Genomic DNA, 20,275 nt, shown 5'->3' with positions numbered 1-20,275 from the left:
GTTATGAATCCTTCTTCAATATTTCTTTACTTGTTAATAAAATTTTAGGCCCTGCTGATTCACGAACATCTGCTGGCTCTGATTTATCTAACTGGCCGACCCGCTCGCCAAAATTCATATCCAATTCTGGACGATGAGAGACTTCGACACGGCGAACAAAATGTAATTTTTTAACTTGTTCACTAACTGTTGGAATCATCGCTTGATCCACGTACAAATAAACGTACTTAAGCCGGCAGGACGTGTAATAGATCGTACCGTAACGGCGTAGTTGCCGTAGTTGCTTTAAGCTATAGACCCAAACAACTAACCCTTGTCTAGGTGTCATAGTAAATGCCATCTACTCACACTCCTTCCTAGTTGCGCCAACCAAACAAAAATATCTAGTTGAAATTTAATTACTAACGACAATGTTTTTTCGTATGACTCGTTACATAAAACGGATTACCAGTTGCCACTTTGATATCTGGTGAAATCGAATCAGCCAACCGGATGCCAATCTCATCAAGTGCAGTCTGCAGATCCATTTCTGCCCGTTTAAACGCTGCAACGGTTGGCCATAAAGTAACTTCACGCTTTAAGTGGCGTAATTCACGCCGCTTAGTTTGATAATCAGGCGCATACTGACCATAATCCTTGATAGCCGCAAATGCCTCATTTACGGTTTGTAACGCCGCAATTTTCTGTTGCGCTACTGTGTCAGCCGCCAGTGCTTTTTTAGCTTGCTGATAGGTTTGAAAAAGTGGGCTAGCCGCTAAAGTGACCACCAACTGATCAACTTGCTCCAACAAAGCGACCGAGTTCTCAGTGATAATCATCAAATCATCTGCCTAAGCTTTACTATTTGTTTTTTCCGGCTTGATCTCCAACAATAGCTCATTGGAATCAACACGATCGCCTTCTTGAACATATAAATGATTGATTCGACCTGTAAATGGTGCTTGAATCGTTGTCTCCATCTTCATCGCTTCCGTAACTAACAATGGTTCACCCTTTTGAACTAATTGATCCGTTGTCACCAAAACGCTAAGGACAGTGCCAGTCATCGCCGCCCCAATTTGTTCACGATTAGTTGGTTCAGCTTTTTGTGAAACTGTCACTGATTGTTTAGCACTCTTATCATTGATCACAACTTCACTGCGTTGGCCATTAACAGTGAAATACAAAGTCCGGTTACCTTCGATATCAGGTTCGCCAATTTCATTTAACGTTAAGATCCAGGTCTTACCCGGACGGACATGAATTTCAATCTTCTCACCGATTCGCATACCTTGGAAAAATGTTGGTGTGTCCAATGTTGAAACATCCCCATAAATTTCTTTCCGTTGATGATAGTCTAGGAAAACATCAGGGTACATCAAATAACTGAGTACTTCTTCTTTAGTTGGTTCGTTCTTAATCTTTTCAGCTAATTCAGCCTTAACTGTCGCAAAATCAACAGGTTTAGCTAAGCTACCAGGTCGTACTGTCAATGGTGTTTTCCCTTTTAGAATAATCTTTTGCAATTTTTCTGGGAACCCACCAACTGGCTGACCTAGATCACCCATGAAGAATCTAACTACAGAATCAGGAAAATCGATCGTATCACCTTTAGCGTAAACGTCATCCTCAGTTAATTTATGTTGAACCATGAACAACGCCATATCACCAACAACTTTCGACGATGGTGTAACCTTCACGATATCACCAAACATTTGGTTGACGGTGGCATACATGCGCTTAACGTCTTCCCAACGATCACCTAAGCCAACCGCACTAGCTTGCTGCCGTAGGTTGGAATACTGACCACCTGGCATTTGCGCGGTATAGTTTTCCGTTACGGGTGCATTCAAGCCATTAGCAAAGTCACCGTAGAATGGCCGGATACCTTCAAAATAACGATTCAACTGCTCAGCAGCATGAATATCTAAATCAGGTTGCCGTGGATTATCAGTTAACGCATAATACAAACTTTCCATACTTGGCTGACTCGTTGTACCTGACAACGCACTTTGCGCCACATCAACGATATCGACACCGGCCGCTGCCGCACGTTGATACGTGCTAACACCATTACCCGGTGTATCATGGGTATGCAAATGAATCGGCAGATCAACGGATTCCTTTAATGTTGAAACTAGTTCATAGGCAGCTTCGGGCTTAAGTAAACCGGCCATATCCTTGATGCCAATAATATGCGCCCCGGAAGCCGCTAATTCTTTGGCTAGATCCTGATAATATTTCAAATCATATTTATGCTTAGTTGGATCCAAAATATCACCAGTGTAACAAATAGCCGCTTCGGCGATTTTACCAGCATCGCGAACAGCTTGGATACTCTTCTCCAATTGTGGTACCCAATTCAAACTATCAAAGATGCGGAAAACATCGATCCCATCAGTAGCTGCTTGTTTAATAAATTCAGCCAATACATTATCGGGATAATTCTTATACCCTACTGCATTACTACCACGGAATAACATTTGGAACAGGGTATGCGGCATCTTTTTCCGCAATTGCTTCAATCGTTCCCATGGATCCTCAACTAAGAAACGATACGCCACATCAAAAGTTGCGCCGCCCCACATCTCATAAGAAAATAAATTAGGTAGCGCCTTTTGCATGCCATCAGCGATTCCTAGCATATCGTGTGTCCGCATTCGCGTTGCAAATAAACTTTGATGAGCGTCACGAAAAGTTGTATCGGTCAATAACAACTTGTTTTGTTGCTTTAACCAATCATTTACGGCATCAGCGCCCTGCGCATCTAAAATTGTTTTTGCAGTGACAAGTCCCTTAGGAAATGGCTTAAAGTCAGCTTTAAATTGGCCTTCAGGATAATACTTTTTCTCATGCCGATCAAGATCGCCATAACCGTTAACCGTAATATCACCAATATACTGCATTTTTTGCGTACTATTATCGATCGAACGTGGAATCGCAAATAAAGCTGGCGTATTATCAATAAACGTTGTTTCAGCTTCACCGGAAATAAATTCTGGATGCTGAATGACTTTTTCCATAAAAGCAATGTTAGTCTTGATGCCACGAATCGTAAATTCACGCAATACCCGCAACATTTTCTGAGTTGCCTGTTCAAAATTAAGCGCATGGGTACAAACCTTAACCAGCAGAGAGTCAAAGTATGGTGTGATCACCGCCCCAGCATAGGCGTTACCCCCATCTAAACGGACCCCATTCCCAGCTGGTGATTGATAAGTTTCAATCGTGCCAGTATCTGGCATGAAGTTATTCAATGGGTCTTCAGTTGTGACCCGGCATTGGATCGCCGCACCATGAAAGCGTAAATCTGCTTGGTGTGGCAGACCAATATCGGTAAATAGATCTTGGCCTTGGGCAATTTTTAATTGTGTTTGTACAATATCAACACCAGTGATCATTTCGGTGATCGTATGCTCAACCTGAACCCGCGGGTTAACTTCAATAAAATAGAATTGATCCTTGGCCGGTTCAAATAAGAACTCAATTGTTGCCGCATTTTGATAGTGAACATGTTCCATAAAACGGACTGCAGCACTAGTAACCCGTTCACGTTGTTCGTCAGTCAACATGACACAAGGAGCAACTTCAATCACCTTTTGGTTCCGCCGTTGAACTGAACAATCGCGTTCAAATAAATGCAGCACATTCCCATGTTGATCAGCTAGGATCTGTACTTCAATATGTTTAGCTGATTTAATAAAGCGTTCAACGTAAATCTCATCGCTACCAAATGATTGTAGTGCTTCACTTTTAGCACGAGCGTAACTATCAGCTAATTCCGCAGCACTATGTACGATCCGCATACCACGGCCGCCACCGCCCATTGCTGCTTTGATCATGATCGGATAACCATAGGTCGCCGCAAACTCTTCGATCTCGGCTAGATCAGTAACCGGCTCATCTTTACCTGGGATGGTTTGCACGTTAGCTTCATGCGCTGCACGCTTAGCTGCGACTTTATCACCAAACATTTCTAGCAATTCAGCAGTTGGTCCAACAAAAGTAATACCTTCTTCTTGACAACGCCGTGCTAATTGGGCGTTTTCAGACAAAAAACCGTAACCAGGATGAATGGCATCGGCACCGCTCATTTTAGCAATCCGAATAATATCTTCAATATCCAGATAAGCCGCAATCGGCTGTTTGCCGGCACCAACTAAATAAGCTTCATCGGCCTTGAAACGATGTAAGGAATATTCATCCTCTTTAGCATAAATACCTACAGTTTCTAAGCCAAGTTCCTCACATGCACGAATGATACGTACCGCAATCTCTCCCCGGTTCGCGATCAGTACTTTTTTCATACTAACTATCACCCTTTCATTATCAATTAACCTTTGTTCATTTTTTGTTTACGCTGTTTCTGAATGCCTTTCTCAGTTGCACTAACATTTAACGCAACACCGATTGACATCACCAAAACCAGTATTGAGGAGCCCCCGTAGCTCACAAAGGGAAATGTAACCCCTGTAATTGGCAAAATGCCTGAAATACCACCAATATTGATCGTTGTTTGGACCATGATCATCGCTCCAACCCCAATGCAAAATAAAGCACTAAAGGAATCACGCGCACGCATACCAACTAAGATGATCCGTGCAGCTAAGAAATAGACTAACGCTAAAATAATAATAACGGCGATCAAGCCTAATTCTTCCGCAGTGATCGATATAATAAAGTCGGTATAGGGCGCTGGCAGGTAACCGCGTTTTTGGATACTATTACCTAAACCAACACCAAACCAACCACCATTATTGATCGCATAATACGAATTAACCAATTGTTTACCATCCGTACCAGCCAAAGCGAATGGGTGGACAAACGCCATCAAACGCCGATACTGGTAACCACTGCTAGCATGGATCGGTAACTTTTGTAAATACATGAAGCCGGCGCCAACTAAAGCAAACCCGATTGCACTAAAACTGAAACCATAGAGAAACCGTGCCCCACTGGTAAAAACTAGTACTAACGTAATTGCCGCTAGAATCGACGTTCCCCCAATATCCGGTTGTAGAATCGCTAAAAACATGATCAAACCAACGATAATTCCTGGTCTAACTAAATTCCGCCCGAGATTCTTTAGATCAGCTTGGGCGATCTCATGTTCACGATGACTGAAAAAATAAGCTAAGTACCAAATTAGAATAAATTTGGCAAATTCTACTGGTTGAATGTTGAAGAAACCAACATTGATCCACGCGGAGGCCCCATTAACCGAATGCCCGGCAAACAACAAATAGAGCAACGCAATGATCAAAACAACAATGCAAATCAAGATCTTTTGCATACTTTTGAGAACATCCAATTTAATAATGTAAAAAGCAGCTACAATGAACAACCCTAAAATAACGAAGAATGCCTGCTTCATCAAATAACTGACCGGACTGACATTGCGCATGATCACGTAATCGGAACTAGAGCTAAAAACCATGACGATTCCAATTCCAGAAAGAAGTAAGTACGGAACTAAAATAAACCAATCTAGATTAGGTAGGTAATCACGGTATTGTAAGTTACGCCGCAGCCAACTAACTATTTTCTGTTGCAATGGAGGAACAGCCTCCTTCTATTTCTGTTTTTGTTTATCAAAACTATCCGCGTAGATGGCGTTTAGCCGCTGTTCTAAGTCGCGTACCAAGTTATGACCCTGTTCCTCAGGAATCAAATTTAAACGAACAGCTAACATGACTTCTTTAGAGTAACCAAAGACTTGTGTATCGACCACTTCTTCAAAAGCAGGACATTGGCTTAAACAAAGTGAAACGCGTTGTTTATTGACTAATTCTTCGATCTTATCTGCATCATCTTGCAACACCATATCTGCTGTAATTGCCTGTTGATCATCAGTCATCATCGCGACCTCCTTTACTAATTTAATTGCGTAAGCCAAATGAATCACGTCAATTGATGCTAATTTTGGATCGTTATCCAAAATTATGCTTACCTTTATAAAACAATATTATACCATAGCGAGTTTTGAAAACGCACTGAGTTCTAGAAAAGTCTATTAAGTGAGTAACGAAAAATTGTTTTATGGGCAAAAGAAAGCGATTTAACTTAAATTTATATAAAAAAACAAGCCAGAAAATAATCTGACTTGTTAATTTTAAAATTTAGGCTTTTTTAGCAGCAATTTTGCGCCGCTTCGAAACACGTTCGCGTTCGCTGGTATTCAAAATCTTTTTACGTAGACGAATGCTCTTAGGTGTAACTTCACAGTATTCATCCTCGTTTAAGAATTCAATTGACTCTTCAAGTGACATCTTACGTGGGACTGCAATAGCTGCAGAGTGATCCTTACCAGAAGCACGCGTGTTAGTCTGTTTCTTACCCTTAGTAACGTTAACCGAAATATCAGTTTCACGATTACTTTGACCAACAATTTCGCCTTCATAAATATCAACGGCAGCACCCAAGAATAATTGGCCGCGGCTTTCGATACCTTCTAGGCTATAAGTGGTTGTCTTACCAGCATTAATTGAAACCAGCGCGCCATTACGACGACCTGGTTCCCAGTTTTTGATCACTGGCATATATTTGGAGAAAGTATGGTTCATAATCCCGTAACCAGCGGTTTGTGAAAGGAATTCTGAAGAATAACCAATCAAACCACGTGAAGGTGCGATGAAAGTCAAGCGTGTTTGGCCATTGCCTTCGCTTTCCATATTTTGCATTTCACCTTTACGTTGTGACAATGAATCAATGATCGTACCAGTATATTGTTCAGGAGTGTCGATAACCACTTGTTCAAATGGTTCACTTAATGCACCATCAACTGTCCGGTAAATAACTTGGGGCCGTGAGAGTTGTAACTCATAGCCTTCACGACGCAATTGTTCAACCAAGATCGACAAATGCAATTCGCCACGACCAGAAACTAACCAAGAACTACTTGAATCAGTATCTTCTACGCGCAAAGAAACATCAGTATGCAATTGTGTCTTTAGCCGTTCTTCCAATTTGCGTGCAGTAACAAATTCGCCTTCTTGACCCGCAAATGGTGAATCATTAGCAACAAATTGCATCTGCAAAGTTGGTTCATCGATCCGCAAGACTGGTAAAGCTTCTTGATGATCAACTGGTGTCACTGTTTCACCGACGAAAATATCTTCCATCCCAGATACAGCAATCAAATCGCCAGCTTTGGCTTCATTGATCTCAACTCGTTTCAAACCGAAGAAACCAAATAGTTTCGTTACGCGGAAGTTCTTAGCTGAGCCATCAAGTTTCAAAACGGAAACTTGATCACCGACTTTGATCTTACCACGGAAAATACGACCAATACCGATACGACCGACATATTCATTGTAGTCCAACAAGGCAACTTGGAATTGTAATGGTTCATCTGAGTTGTCAATTGGTGCTGGAATAGTCTTAATAATTGTATCAAACAAAGGATTCATTGTATGTTTTTGTGCTGCTGGATCTGATTCCAAGCTAGAAGTCCCATTAATTGCACTTGCGTAAACAACTGGGAATTCTAATTGGTCATCATCGGCACCTAATTCAATGAACAAGTCCAAAACTTCATCCACAACTTCTTCAGGACGAGCACCAGGACGGTCAATTTTATTAATCACGACGATTGGTGTTAAATGTTGTTCCAAGGCTTTTTTCAAAACAAACCGTGTTTGTGGCATTGTTCCTTCAAAGGCATCTACGACTAACAAAACACCATCAACCATTTTCATGATTCGTTCAACTTCGCCACCAAAATCCGCATGGCCTGGTGTATCCAAAATGTTAATTTTCTTACCTGCATAGTCAACTGCAGTATTCTTTGATAAGATCGTGATCCCACGTTCTTTTTCAATCGGGTTAGTATCCATGGCCCGATCCTCTAAATGGATATGTTCATCTAAAGTATCAGATTGTTTTAGCATTTCATTAACTAGGGTCGTCTTACCATGATCGACGTGCGCAATAATTGCAATATTGCGAATATCTTCTCTACGCTTCACTTTACTCTATCCTTTCTACTTCACAAAAATGATGATTTATTAGCTCGAACCACTAATAAATCTTGATGTTTCGGGCGATGTCCATTCAACTACGGCTCAATTCGCCTAGTTGAAACATGGCTCTACTTCACAAAAATGATGATTTATTAGCTCGAACCACTAATAAATCTTGATGTTTCGGGCGATGTCCATTCAACTACGGCTCAATTCGCCTAGTTGAAACATGGCTCTACTTCACAAAAATGATGATTTATTAGTTCAAACCACTAATAAATCTTGATGTTTCGGGCGATGTCCATTCAACTACGGCTCAATTCACCTAGTTGAAACATGGCTCTACTTCACAAAAATGATGATTTATTAGCTCAAATCACTAATAGATCCGGTTATTTCGGTTGGCCTTCTTTAACTGTGCGCTATTTGCTTAGTTAAAACCAAGCCCGAAACCATAAATTTCAGGCGAAATTCACACTCAACAGCATATTATACCAGAAAATATTGCTGATGCGCAGTTTTTTTCAGAAAACATCCGCCCCAACGCCATAAAAAAACTGTGACCATTGCCACAGTCCTGCGTTTTTTATTCATAAACTACCTTTAAGACTGTCGGATTCTTTGAATCTCTGGCAGCGCATGATGCGTTGTTACTAATACAGTTTGCGATTTTAGCATATTTATAGGGTCGCCGTCAATCGTTGTGACCGATAAACCTGCAGTTTCTGCTAAAATTTTTCCCGCCGCAAAGTCCCATGGCATCAAACGTGAGATGTATCCCACCTGGCGGCCTAAGATCACATGTTGAAATTCTAAACCAGCGCTACCCAGAATGCGTGCGCCAGAACTGGCAAACGCAATATCACGAACGGACTCGCGATTCGTTGCAAACATCGGGCCGTTAACGCCAAACAAACCAGCAGCTAAGGGCTCATTTGCCGGGCCACTGATTGCCTCTTCATTTAAATGTAAGCCGACACTAGGACCACCCCACAATAACTTGTTGTCCATAACGTCTAGAATATAACCTAAAACGTTGCGGCCATCTTCGTATAAGCCGATCATCATCGCAAAATCATTCCGCTGTTTAACGAAATTTAATGTCCCATCGATCGGATCAACAAACCAGACACGACCACTCATTTGCTGAACTTGATCGCCAAAACCCTCTTCACTTACGATCTGATCATTCGGGAAGCTATGCCGAATTTGATCAACCAAAAAATGTTCAGTTTCTTTGTCAAAGTTAGTGACTAAATCATTACGTCCAGATTTAGTTTGTACTTGAAAATGTGCGGTTAAATGTTGCCGTAAATTGGTTGCTGCAGTAGCTAACCAACGTTGAACATCTGTATTAACTGCTTTAATTTCCAATAGATCCATACCCACACCTCATTCCATTCTAAATTGCTTTTTAGTCGCTTTTTTAGCCGCCTGCACAGCGCGATAAATCGAATAGCCGGAAGCTTGTTTAAACTCACGATCTAACCGTTTTTCATCAGCTTTACCTGGCACTACGACCTTAAAAGCCTGATAAGCGGTTAAAAATTTAGCTACGAGGCAACCTTGTTCATAGGCTTGTTCAACTGCCTGATAAAAGGTGATCACCGTCACCAATTCGGTTTTAGACCAATCCGCATCCATTGGATACTGATAATTTTGATTATTCAAACACCTAATCCTCCTTGTTCGATTTGTGTGATCATATCACGAGTGACTGCTAATGATGCTGCCAATTCAGCTTGTTCTTCCTTAGTCAAAGACAATTCAGTAACTTGACGCGTTCCCGAACCACTTAGATAAATTGGTGCGCTATATGCAACTAATTGATCATCAGTATATGGATGCAACGTTGTAAAGGTCGATAACAAGCCTGCTTCAAATAGCAATGCCCGTAAAACAGTTTGTAAACAAATTGCTTGTAAAGCGAATTGCTCCACACCACTTTCCTGTTGTACCCGCTGTTCCAATTGCATCATTTTATCAGCGTCAAAATCCGTTGTTTCACTGGCAACTAAAGTCAACACCGGGGCCACACCAACATAGGCTCGACTCCAGACAACAATCGGCTGTTGCGCCGTACCAACAACGTAGGCCCGCACATCGTGCCGTCCAACCCGCAATTGTTTTTGTAGCAAACGTTCTAACAGCAACGTTGCTGGGAACGTGCCAAAACCAACAATATCGCTCTGTGGTAAGCCAGAAAAGCGCCACGCAAAATAGGTAAACAGTTCGTCGTATTTTTGCAGCAAACAAATCTTACCAGTAAATCCATTAGCCATCGCGCTGGCAATCAATTTACGAAATTCAGGTAAAATCGCCGTAGCGTAATCTAATGCTGAGATATCAGCTGGTACCGCTTGTAAATCGGTGATCAGTAATAAATCGGCTGTTTTAAAAATTGCTGGCGTTGCTAGCTGAACATCAATATTATTCTGTAAGTCCGCTGCATTAACTAATTCTTGTAATCGTTCTGAACTTAAGCCATCATCACTTAGTAAATTGATCGTTAATGGAAAATCAACCAGCAAACAGGCAAGTGTTGCTGCATAAACGCGGTCCGCATTACCGCAAATTACGATATTCTTTTTCATTGATCCAAGTATACCCAATTTAAAGTAACCCCCACAAACTAATCGTCGTGCAATTAAAATCTAGTGGCTATCCTTGACTATACTTATTCAACCCCTTCCCCAAAAACCAGATAAACTATCTCTATTTTAAGCTAGATTGACTAAAATTCAAAAATTTATTTTTTCCAACTTTTTTCTAAAGCTTTAGTTAGCTTTCACTTCATTTCCTCTGCTGGGCATTTAGAAACCGAGTGCACATCAGAACAAGCTTTTAATTTAACGAATAATTATGCTAAACTATTCTCATAAATGGTAATAAAGCGGAGGTAATAGAAGTTGATTACAATGAAAAATATTATTCGTGAAGGTAACGATACGCTACGAGCGGAAGCAAAAAAAGCAACCTTCCCATTAACGGATGAACAACTGCAACTCGCACATGATATGATGGAATTTCTTGAAAATAGTCAAGATCCTAAAATTGCGGAAAAATATCATCTACGTGCTGGCGTTGGTCTGGCAGCACCACAAGTTGACGTTTCTTTACAGATGGCATCAGTTTTAGTTCCTGGGCCTGAAGGTGAAGCCCCATTATTTAAAGATACGATCGTCAATCCGGTAATTATCAGTCACTCCGTTCAAGGGGCGGCCTTGTCTGAAGGCGAAGGCTGCTTATCCGTTGATCGTGATGTTCCTGGCTACGTCGTTCGCCACGATCGGATCACCTTACGTTACTATGATATTGACGGCAACCAACATAAGATTCGCCTAAAAAACTATCCAGCAATCGTTTGCCAACACGAAATCGATCATTTACATGGCATCTTATTTTATGATCATATTGACCACGAACATCCATTTACAATGGAAAACGAAGATTTGGTCATCGAATAAACTTCCCCGATTACAAAAAGTGAGCTGCAAAATTGCAGCTCACTTTTTTAATTAGTTCCTTTTTCAACACTGAGTTTACGCATATCGGCCACATAATCAAAAGTTGCTTGATTACGTAAATAGGCAACATCAAAATGTAAATTTCCAGTCAACAGCCAAATATCAGAAACGATAAATACCGGTACGTCCGGCTTAAACGCCGTCAATTCTTGTTGTTTTGCGGCTTGTGCCAAAGCCTGTTCTAACTGATGGGCTAACATATTTAACTGCGGCGATGTCAGCTCACCTGCAGCGACCTGATACTCAAAAACTAAAACACCATGGCCCCAAATATCGGCGGCAACTTGTGAAACTAACGGCGCCGTCAATGCAGGCAACAATTTTTGCTGACTTAATTGTTGCAGTGCAGTTGCTGCAGCAGCATCACTCGCTTTTTGACTAGTTAGTTGCAGTAAACGTAAAGCGTGATTACGGCGTAGACGCTGTGTAAGTACTAACACAACGACCAAAATAATGACGCCTAGTACAACTAAGCTCACAAATAATGTATTCATTGTTTTACCTTCCTCTATCTCATATAGAATGATCGTTGCTTAGTAAAAAATGTTAAGTAATTTTTACCGTTCATATTCAATACAACTCTTTATCTTGCTAGGTTTTTGCCAAGCACAGTTACGGCCAACAAAATGAACAACACAGAAACCCGAAAGCTATTAGTAAAAGTCCACCTCGTCTGTGGCAGCAGTTCAACTGCAACTGGTGAGCAAACGTTTTATCAGTAATTTCAGTAACTAATTCCTTGCTAAAAGTATGACCCAAAACAAGCGGCAGTTCCCACAAGAAACAGTACTAAAAGCGATTTTAAATAAGCCTTGTACTGACTTTACTGTACCATAATTGATCACCTAACGAAAAGAGACATACTATCATGCTCAGTTATTGAACTTACCCAGGCATGGTAGTTTTGAGTTTACCCAAAATAACGAGAACAAAGCTAACTGAAAAAGCAAGCGCGCCAATTACGATCTAAAATCGTGATTGGCGCGCTATTTTGGTTCAAAATTTTCCGAAAAAAAAGCCCCAACTTATGTTAAAGTTGAGTTGGCAAAAACAAAGCTAACAAAAGAAAGGACCAAGGTTATTTTAACATGGAATCAACGGAAATATATCAAGCAAAACGAGAAATTATTAATTATGCCAAAAAGCTCACGCTCGGCATGTCTAAACCTACGACTAATTTCGTTATGGACATGCTTTATGGACTAGCGAAAGGACGTTCACCATTACTAGCGGAAATCAGCCGTGCGTTGAATGAGGATATTACGCTTTTGGGTACGCTCAAACGTTTGAGCCGCAACGCCACGAATTTTCATGATTATGCCAAGTTGGATCAAAATTATTTGGCCGCGGTACAACCGCAGCTTAAGGACGATATGCTAGTCATCGTTGATAATTCTGATATTACCAAGCCTTATGGTGAGAAATTTGAAGCTTTAGGCCGGGTACACGACGGTTCAAAAGGTGTCACCGAAAAAGGCTACCTCACAACCAATATTACGGTCGCAACATCAAAAACAAAGCAGCCACTACCGCTATACTCGCATTTATTTTCAGCTGAGGAAACTGACTTTATCAGTACTAACGTTGAAACCTATCGCGGCTTAAATCGCGTTGATCAACTCTTTGGTGATAAAAAATATACCGTCGTGATGGATCGCGGTTATGATGCGAATGATATCATTAACTTTTTGATGCAAAAGCAAACTGATTTCATTATGCGCTTAACCGACAAACGCTGGGTCCACTACCAGGATAAGGCTTATAAAGTCCCTGAATTGGCGCAGCGACGCAAGGGCAAGATCGCCTTTGATAGTCAGATCAAAGGCAAAGACTATCATTTAAAGATCAGTCATATCAAAGTGACTTTACCCGCGTTTAAAGGTCGAGCGTTTTTTATGGTGGTCGTTTATGGATATGGTGAAAAGCCAATGAGACTCCTGACCAATAAGGTAATTACGAGTAAAGCAGACGTGCTCCGGATCGTCAAAAGCTATCTTACCCGCTGGCGGATCGAAGAACTATTCCGGGTACAGAAGCAGGAATATCACTTGGAAAAAATCCGCACACTTTCGCTAAATTCACTGCAGCTGATTCACCGATTGATCACGTATTTATTAGGTCATCACGCGATCAAGATCGAAGCCGGGCTATCATTTAATGAAATCTTATACCGCAAAGCACAGTGTTTACGGCAAGCGGTAAGGTTTAAGTTTTATCGCTATATTCGTGGCTTAGCGGCGATCCTGAAATTCGATGTCAGTGGTATTAGGCACTTCAAATGTATCGAGCAACGGCATGACCCTAGGCAGTTGTGCTTGGCGATTTAAGTGTTAGTTCGATAAGTTTTTCAAACGTGCTGTCAAGGGACGTTTATTTAGGATACATCTAAATGAGTTTGATCCAGTTGACTGGTACCAAAACGATTAATGACCGACAAAGACATAACTTTTGCCCGCCGAACAAGGTAAAATGGGTAAATTCAAGATGGTAGTGAGTATACTTATTAATCGTTTTATGCTAAAATTTAGGCATACGTTGTTTTTACAACCACTTGTTCGGAAGAAAACAATTTAATTGCACGCTGAAAGTCCCACGTAATCAGGTGGGCTTTTTAGTAGTGTAACTATATTTTATCTTATTTTTTCAAAGGAGCGATCTATTTCTTATGATCTTTAAAGTACTTTATCAAGAAAATAAATCTATGGCACCACGGCGTGAAAGCACTAAAACACTCTACATGGACGCTACTGATGCAGTAGCTGCTCGGTCAATCATCGAAACACAAACCCCCTATAATGTTGAATTTATTCAAGAACTGATCGGTAATCATCTCGAATATGAACAAAAGAGTCCCAATTTTAAACTAACGGAGTTCAATGATGAAGAAACTGAACGTCAAGAATAACGAAACTGCCGTTTTTGCCATGGGGGGCTTAGGCGAAATCGGTAAAAATATGTATGGCATTCAATTTCAAGATGAAATCATCTTGATCGATTGTGGGATCAAATTTCCAGAGGATGAACTACTAGGGATCGATTACGTCATTCCTGATTATGCTTACGCAATGACTAATTTGTCCAAAATCAAGGCCTTAGTGATCACTCACGGACACGAAGACCATATTGGTGGTATCCCCTTCCTGTTGCAACAAATGAATGTTCCGATTTATGCTGGGCCTTTAGCTTTAGCATTGATCCGCGGTAAATTAGAGGAACGTGGTTTATTAAAAGACGCTGAGTTACATGAAATCAACGAAGATACCGTCTTAAAATTCCGTAAAACTAGCGTATCGTTTTTCCGAACAACCCATTCTATTCCCGATACGTTAGGCGTTGCCGTCAAAACACCACAAGGAACCATTGTTGAAACTGGTGACTATAAATTTGACTTAACACCAGTGGGCGACCAACCTGCACCAAACTTTCAAAAGATGGCTCGCCTTGGTGAAGAAGGCGTCCTTTGTTTAATGTCTGACAGTACCAACGCTGAAGTACCAAGTTTTACGAAGTCAGAACGTTTTGTCGAACAATCATTGAAACATATTATCGACAAAATCGAAGGCCGGATCATCTTTGCTACCTTTGCATCCAATATCTCTCGGATCAAGGAAGCTAGTGATGCCGCGTTAGCCGCTGGCCGTAAAATTGCTGTTTTTGGTCGTAGTATGCAAAATGCGATCGTTAATGGTACTGAATTAGGCTACTTAAATATTCCTGAAGAAAGTCTAGTTGAAGGCAATGAACTAAATCATTTACCAGCCAACAAGATCATGATCCTCTGTACTGGCTCACAAGGTGAACCAATGGCAGCATTAAGCCGTATCGCTAATGGTACTCACCGGCAGATTTCCATTCAACCTGGTGACACAGTCGTCTTTTCTAGTAATCCGATTCCAGGTAACACAACCAGTGTTAACCATGTGATCAACGAATTATCTGAGGCTGGTGCCGAAGTCATTCACGGTAAAGTGAATAATGTGCATACTTCAGGTCACGGTGGCCAAGAAGAACAAAAATTAATGCTCCGCTTGATGAAGCCTAAATTCTTCATGCCAATTCATGGTGAATACCGGATGTTGCAATTACACACTGAATTAGCCGAACAGACCCATGTTCCTGAAGAAAACACCTTTATCATGGAAAATGGTGATGTTTTAGCCCTAACCAGCGACTCCGCACGGATCGCCGGTCACTTCACTGCCGGTGACGTTTACGTTGATGGTAGTGGTATCGGTGATATTGGTAATGTGGTACTTCACGATCGCCAAGTACTTTCTGAAGAAGGTATTGTCATCGTGGTAGCAACAATTAACCTTAAAACCAAGCAAGTTTTAGCTGGCCCTGATATTCTCTCACGTGGCTTTGTCTACATGCGTGAATCTGGCGAACTAATCAGTAAAGGTCAAAAACGAATTTATCGAATCATGCGTAATATTTTCAAAACGAACGAACAAGTGACTGAGTCAATGTTACGTGATGCAATCATCGATGATCTGCAAGAATTCTTATTTGATCAAACTGAACGCCACCCAATGATCTTACCAATGCTGGTCACGGTTTAGCACCGTGCAACCAATAATGGCCCAAAAGACGCAGTAAGCGTCTTTTGGGCCATTAAATTTCCAATTTAGAAAGAAGTGCCGGCTGTGTCTCAACAACGCCCTTTTTATGTCATCATCAATAATTTTGCTGGTGGTGGTCGTACTCGTCAAACTTGGTTACAACTCGTGCCGATCCTACAACAACGTCACCTTTCTTATACAGAGAATTTTACACAGGCACCCGGTCATGCCACCAAGTTGGCTTACGATCTGGCTACAAAATATCATACAACAACCGCCGAGTCGCCAATATTACTTGTCCTCGGTGGCGATGGTACCTTACATGAAGCGCTAAACGGCTTACAACAAGTGCCGGATAATCCAATACCATTAGCTTATATTCCCTGTGGTTCCGGCAATGATTTTGCACGTGGTGTCGGTATCACCACTGATCCACAACAAGCTTTAGCACAGATCTTAGCTGCACAAAAGCCCTTAACCTTAGATATTGGTCGCTGCAATGATTTACAGCAGCACACAGTTAGCTACTTTAGCAATAATATCGGAATCGGTTTTGACGCTAACGTTGTCCACATTACCAACCGCTCGGTCACTAAAAAATATCTCAATAAATATCACGCGGGCTCGTTGGCCTATTTGGCTTCATTAGTTAAAGCTTTTTTCAGTCAAAAAGCCTTCCCGGTAACGGTAACTGCCGATGGGCAACAGCGTCAGTTTAAGCGAGGATTTGTGGTCACTACAACTAACCATCCCTATTTTGGCGGCGGCGTTCCTCTACTAGCCAGTGCTTCAGTCTACAATCACCATTTAGACTTAGTCATTATGGAACGCGTCAACGTTTTTTACTTCATCCTATTATTCGCCATGATGTTTCGTCAATGGCATACTAAAATGCCGCCGGTCCATCATTTCCACGTTCGTAAATTACATGTGCAAACCTCCGCGGCTGAATACGGACAAGCCGACGGCGAAGATTTAGGCAAGCGCCGCTTTGATTTAGAATTTAGTGTGGCACACCAAGACTTCTGGTTCGTACCTAATAAATAAGCAGGTTCCCTAAATGGGAAACCTGCTTATTTATTTGCGGTCACAAAATCGCGGGGCTTGATTCCCTTCATGCCGATCAACGGATCAATTTTGCCTTGTGTAATCAGTGCGGTAGTCAAAATAAAATCTGCCGGTTGCTCAGGTGCTGTAACTTCAACTGAGGTGGTCGCAGTTGGCGCTTTATCATCAGTTGACTTTGCGTAAGTTGCTGGTTTGTCTTCAATTTTAGCAGGTTGTTCGTCAGGTGCAAAAGTAGCCTGCACGCGCTGCATTAAAGTTGTTTTCCGATTAACGGATTCATGTTGAACACTATCGATAAAGGCTTGTTTTTCACCAATCAGAATCAATAACTTTTCGGCACGGGTCACTGCCGTATACAGTAGGTTTCGCTGCAGCATGCGTTGATACTGATGAACCATTGGTAAAATAACCAGCTTAAATTCGCTCCCTTGCGCCTTATGGATCGAGGTACAGAAAGCTAAAGTGATCTTGGCCCAATCTGTACGTCCATAGGTTACTTCGGTAGCATCAAAACGAATTGTCATTTTGTCGGCACGATCCTCGTTACCTTTATCTTTAGCCAACTGAATACTAACAATCTCACCAATATCGCCATTAAAAACATTTTGTTCCGGACTATTAACTAAATGCAACACCTTATCACCAATTCGAAACGTTTGGTTACGAAATTCGATTGCTTTCGTTTTCGCTGATTTCGGTGGGTTCAAAATCTGTTGAACCTCAACATTCAGTCGGTCGATACCCGCAGCACCACGATACATTGGTGCCAGCACCTGAATATCTTGTGCCGTAAAACCTTTTGTTTTAGCCTTAGTGACTACCTGCTGGATCACCGACTCAACTTGATAAGCATTACAAGCAATGAAAGAACGATCGACTTTATTTTGATTAAAATCAGCCGGTAATTGTCCTTCCTTGATTGCGTGTGCTAACGGAATGATCGATGATTCACCATCTTGTCGATATATTTCAGTCAATTCATGACCAGGCAACACATGACTGCTCAAAAGATCGTGAAAAACCTGTCCTGGACCGACTGACGGTAATTGATCTTTATCCCCTACTAGGACAACTTGCATTGAACTAGGCACCGCACGGATCAGCATTTTAAATAAATACGTATCAACCATCGACATTTCATCAATGATCAATAAGCCACCTTCTAGATCTTTAGTAGCCACATCAGGACTACTTTCACGGCCGGTTAGGCCTAATAAGCGATGGATCGTACTGGCTGGAATATCGGTAACTTCACTCATCCGCTTAGCCGCACGACCTGTTGGTGCAGCCAACAAAACCGGAAAAGTTTTATCTTGATCTTTGTAATCGTTTGGATCAAGTGATAGTCCATTTAGTTCAGCAAATAAACTAACAATTGCATTGATGATCGTGGTTTTCCCAGTGCCAGGTCCGCCAGTCAATAAGAACACGCGGTGCGTCATAGCTTCTTTGATCGTGGTAACTTGTGAATCGCCATAACTCATCCCAAAAAGCTTCTCTAGACGGCGAATCTCTTTATCCAAATCACGTCCTGGATAAGTGATCGCATCCTCGTCATTTTCCAAACGGTAGAGATGTTCAGCAATTTGCCATTCGGCCCGATAAAGCGACCGCAAATAAATTCGATCCTCGTCACCGACCAATTTGCCTTGATTAGCTAACTCGATAAACTGCTGTGCCACTTTATCCGGATCGATTGCGACGTTACGGCTTTCTTGTAACAACTTTAAACTCCCATTCAATAATGGCTGAGCAGTCGTATAAGTGTCGCCTTCGGCCTGAGTCAACTCAGTGATCACCTGTAAAATTGCCGCTTGGATCCGCTCTGGTGCGTCAGCCGCTAAACCCTGTTGCAAGGCAATGTTATCGGCTTTTTTAAAGCCAACACCGGCAATATCATAAACTAATTGATAGGGATTCTCTGTGATCACTTTTAAGGTATCTTGTTGGTACCGTTCATAGATGGTATAAGCTAACTGACTACCAAAGCCATAACCGTTAAGACCAATAATAATTTGATCCAGCCCATTATTAGCCGTCAGTGTGTCAACTAACGCTTGAATCTTAGTTGCTGGTAACCCTAATGGCGCCAGCACACTTGAATCAGCGAGAATTTTATCGATCGCATCAGTTCCCAATTCAGCCACGATTTTTTCCGCAGTGCGCTTACCGATGCCTTTAAAATTATCGCCCGACAAATAAGCCACCAAACCAGCAGTCGTCGTTGGTTTATTTAGTTGGTAATTAGTCGCTTGAAATTGCATGCCATATTTGGGATGAGTCACTAACTTGCCAAAAAACTGATAAGTTTCTTCTTCTTTGAGTTCACCAAAACTGCCAGTAACCACGATTTCATCCTCGTGCCATTCGAAACTAGTTTCACTAACCTTGATTAGCACAACTTGATAAAAATTAGTTGGATTATGAAAAAAGACCGCACTAACTTTACCAATCAAATATGGCGGTTGTTCATCCTCTGTAAATAATGGTAGTTCTTGTTCTGACATAGTGGTACCTCATTTTTGTTGTGCTTTTAAGTAACGTTCAATATCGCTTAAACGGTGTTTCTCACGTTCAAAATAGGCTGCATCTAACTGCTTAGCCTTTTCAAAATAAGCCTCGTTAGCAGTTCCTTGTGCTAATCGGGCTAAACCAACTTTAAAATTGGCGGCCGCGCTGTCAGGCTCTTGCGTCAAGACTTGTGCATAATATGTTTCAGCATGGCCAAAGTCCCCTAACGCTAGAAATAAATCACCGACTAGCAGATCAACATCGCTACGCTGTGGTTCATTTTGCTGCGCTGTCAACGCAAATGCTAATGCATGAGCGTAATCTTGTTGCGCATAATAAGTTGACGCCAGCATGTATAATTTATCATTTTCTAAACGGGTAGCGGTGATCTGCTGAAACTGCGCCAGCGCTTGTGGATAATTGCCTGCCGCGTAATAAGTTGTGCCTAAACTATAAAGCAGATCTTGATTATCTGGAAAACGCACTAAAGCGCTATGCAATAACTTTTCTGCCTGATCAGTATCCTTAAGTGCATTTAAATAAGCCGCTAATTCTAAATAATTATCTAATTGTAGCGGTGCCTGTTCAATAGCTTTAACTAAGGCTTTGACTGCACCTTGTTTATCGCCCTTTGCCCATAAAGCTTTACTTTTATTCTGCAAAAAAT

General features: G+C 41.5%; 17 protein-coding genes. 5 read left to right on the top strand and 12 right to left on the bottom strand.

From position 1 onward, the window contains the following. Nucleotide 1 precedes the first annotated feature (1 nt). The 9 genes from LC20001_RS06460 to LC20001_RS06420 all read right to left on the bottom strand — a co-directional run bounded on the left by LC20001_RS06460 (nucleotide 2) and on the right by LC20001_RS06420 (nucleotide 10,534). Entirely contained in the window at nucleotides 2-340 is a 339-nt protein-coding gene (locus LC20001_RS06460; protein ID WP_010009689.1) for a YlbG family protein, read from the bottom strand. A 61-nt stretch (nucleotides 341-401) separates the two neighbouring features. Continuing rightward, nucleotides 402-818, bottom strand: coding sequence for a YlbF/YmcA family competence regulator (locus LC20001_RS06455; protein ID WP_010009691.1), 417 nt, complete (start codon nucleotides 816-818; stop codon nucleotides 402-404). A 12-nt stretch (nucleotides 819-830) separates the two neighbouring features. Continuing rightward, complete coding sequence (locus LC20001_RS06450) at nucleotides 831-4,286, bottom strand: pyruvate carboxylase (protein ID WP_010009693.1); 3,456 nt, start codon at nucleotides 4,284-4,286, stop codon at nucleotides 831-833. 26 nt (nucleotides 4,287-4,312) lie between these two features. Continuing rightward, nucleotides 4,313-5,533, bottom strand: a complete 1,221-nt coding sequence (locus LC20001_RS06445; protein ID WP_010009695.1) for an FtsW/RodA/SpoVE family cell cycle protein — start codon at nucleotides 5,531-5,533, stop codon at nucleotides 4,313-4,315. A gap of 18 nt (nucleotides 5,534-5,551) precedes the next feature. Continuing rightward, entirely contained in the window at nucleotides 5,552-5,839 is a 288-nt protein-coding gene (locus LC20001_RS06440) for a DUF1507 family protein (RefSeq protein ID WP_244901115.1), read from the bottom strand. 259 nt (nucleotides 5,840-6,098) lie between these two features. Beyond that, nucleotides 6,099-7,946, bottom strand: a complete 1,848-nt coding sequence (gene typA, locus LC20001_RS06435; RefSeq protein WP_099267131.1) for a translational GTPase TypA — start codon at nucleotides 7,944-7,946, stop codon at nucleotides 6,099-6,101. A 597-nt stretch (nucleotides 7,947-8,543) separates the two neighbouring features. Then, nucleotides 8,544-9,323, bottom strand: a complete 780-nt coding sequence (locus LC20001_RS06430) for an inositol monophosphatase family protein (protein WP_003677524.1) — start codon at nucleotides 9,321-9,323, stop codon at nucleotides 8,544-8,546. A 9-nt stretch (nucleotides 9,324-9,332) separates the two neighbouring features. After that, nucleotides 9,333-9,611 (bottom strand): UPF0223 family protein, encoded by a 279-nt coding sequence (locus tag LC20001_RS06425; RefSeq protein WP_010009699.1) that lies wholly within the window; start codon nucleotides 9,609-9,611, stop codon nucleotides 9,333-9,335. After that, nucleotides 9,608-10,534 carry a Rossmann-fold NAD(P)-binding domain-containing protein gene (locus tag LC20001_RS06420; protein WP_003677522.1) on the bottom strand — a complete coding sequence of 309 codons (927 nt, stop codon included), beginning with the start codon at nucleotides 10,532-10,534 and terminating at the stop codon, nucleotides 9,608-9,610. Before LC20001_RS06420 ends, LC20001_RS06425 begins: the two co-directional genes overlap by 4 nt. A 315-nt stretch (nucleotides 10,535-10,849) precedes the next feature. Between LC20001_RS06420 and def the strand changes: the two genes are divergently transcribed. Beyond that, a complete protein-coding gene (gene def / locus LC20001_RS06415; RefSeq protein WP_003677521.1) occupies nucleotides 10,850-11,407 on the top strand; it encodes a peptide deformylase in 558 nt (185 codons plus the stop codon). Nucleotides 11,408-11,454: 47 nt separating this feature from the next. Here the strand turns inward: def and LC20001_RS06410 are convergent, their stop codons facing one another. Beyond that, entirely contained in the window at nucleotides 11,455-11,961 is a 507-nt protein-coding gene (locus LC20001_RS06410; protein ID WP_010009702.1) for a hypothetical protein, read from the bottom strand. A 594-nt stretch (nucleotides 11,962-12,555) separates the two neighbouring features. Between LC20001_RS06410 and LC20001_RS06405 the strand changes: the two genes are divergently transcribed. From LC20001_RS06405 to LC20001_RS06390, 4 genes are all read left to right on the top strand, one after another. Next, nucleotides 12,556-13,794: a transposase gene (locus LC20001_RS06405; protein WP_069700484.1), complete on the top strand. Its 1,239-nt coding sequence runs from the start codon at nucleotides 12,556-12,558 to the stop codon at nucleotides 13,792-13,794. Nucleotides 13,795-14,132: 338 nt separating this feature from the next. Then, entirely contained in the window at nucleotides 14,133-14,372 is a 240-nt protein-coding gene (locus tag LC20001_RS06400; protein WP_010009705.1) for a DNA-directed RNA polymerase subunit epsilon, read from the top strand. After that, complete coding sequence (gene rnjA, locus LC20001_RS06395) at nucleotides 14,347-16,029, top strand: ribonuclease J1 (protein WP_003677518.1); 1,683 nt, start codon at nucleotides 14,347-14,349, stop codon at nucleotides 16,027-16,029. Before LC20001_RS06400 ends, rnjA begins: the two co-directional genes overlap by 26 nt. An 84-nt stretch (nucleotides 16,030-16,113) precedes the next feature. Continuing rightward, entirely contained in the window at nucleotides 16,114-17,076 is a 963-nt protein-coding gene (locus tag LC20001_RS06390) for a diacylglycerol/lipid kinase family protein (RefSeq protein WP_003677517.1), read from the top strand. A gap of 26 nt (nucleotides 17,077-17,102) precedes the next feature. On the opposite strand, the gene recD2 is transcribed toward LC20001_RS06390, so the two are convergent. Further along, nucleotides 17,103-19,604, bottom strand: coding sequence for an SF1B family DNA helicase RecD2 (gene recD2 / locus LC20001_RS06385; RefSeq protein WP_010009706.1), 2,502 nt, complete (start codon nucleotides 19,602-19,604; stop codon nucleotides 17,103-17,105). Between the two features lie 9 nt (nucleotides 19,605-19,613). Next, nucleotides 19,614-20,270 (bottom strand): tetratricopeptide repeat protein, encoded by a 657-nt coding sequence (locus LC20001_RS06380; protein WP_003677513.1) that lies wholly within the window; start codon nucleotides 20,268-20,270, stop codon nucleotides 19,614-19,616. Nucleotides 20,271-20,275 lie beyond the last annotated feature (5 nt).

Source organism: Loigolactobacillus coryniformis subsp. coryniformis KCTC 3167 = DSM 20001 (genome assembly GCF_002706425.1).
Taxonomy (GTDB): Bacteria; Bacillota; Bacilli; order Lactobacillales; family Lactobacillaceae; genus Loigolactobacillus; species Loigolactobacillus coryniformis.
Note: the sequence above shows the minus strand (reverse complement) of the source record. Positions and strands in the feature narration are given on the sequence as shown.

What these genes read in the sequence shown, in the direction of transcription:
- LC20001_RS06460 (WP_010009689.1), bottom strand. Translation starts at nt 340, where the DNA reads ATGGCATTTACTATGACACCTAGACAAGGGTTAGTTGTTTGGGTCTAT.
- LC20001_RS06455 (WP_010009691.1), bottom strand. Translation starts at nt 818, where the DNA reads ATGATTATCACTGAGAACTCGGTCGCTTTGTTGGAGCAAGTTGATCAG.
- LC20001_RS06450 (WP_010009693.1), bottom strand. Translation starts at nt 4,286, where the DNA reads ATGAAAAAAGTACTGATCGCGAACCGGGGAGAGATTGCGGTACGTATC.
- LC20001_RS06440 (WP_244901115.1), bottom strand. Translation starts at nt 5,839, where the DNA reads ATGATGACTGATGATCAACAGGCAATTACAGCAGATATGGTGTTGCAA.
- LC20001_RS06430 (WP_003677524.1), bottom strand. Translation starts at nt 9,323, where the DNA reads ATGGATCTATTGGAAATTAAAGCAGTTAATACAGATGTTCAACGTTGG.
- LC20001_RS06420 (WP_003677522.1), bottom strand. Translation starts at nt 10,534, where the DNA reads ATGAAAAAGAATATCGTAATTTGCGGTAATGCGGACCGCGTTTATGCA.
- LC20001_RS06410 (WP_010009702.1), bottom strand. Translation starts at nt 11,961, where the DNA reads ATGAATACATTATTTGTGAGCTTAGTTGTACTAGGCGTCATTATTTTG.
- LC20001_RS06405 (WP_069700484.1), top strand. Translation starts at nt 12,556, where the DNA reads ATGGAATCAACGGAAATATATCAAGCAAAACGAGAAATTATTAATTAT.
- LC20001_RS06400 (WP_010009705.1), top strand. Translation starts at nt 14,133, where the DNA reads ATGATCTTTAAAGTACTTTATCAAGAAAATAAATCTATGGCACCACGG.
- rnjA (WP_003677518.1), top strand. Translation starts at nt 14,347, where the DNA reads ATGAAGAAACTGAACGTCAAGAATAACGAAACTGCCGTTTTTGCCATG.
- recD2 (WP_010009706.1), bottom strand. Translation starts at nt 19,604, where the DNA reads ATGTCAGAACAAGAACTACCATTATTTACAGAGGATGAACAACCGCCA.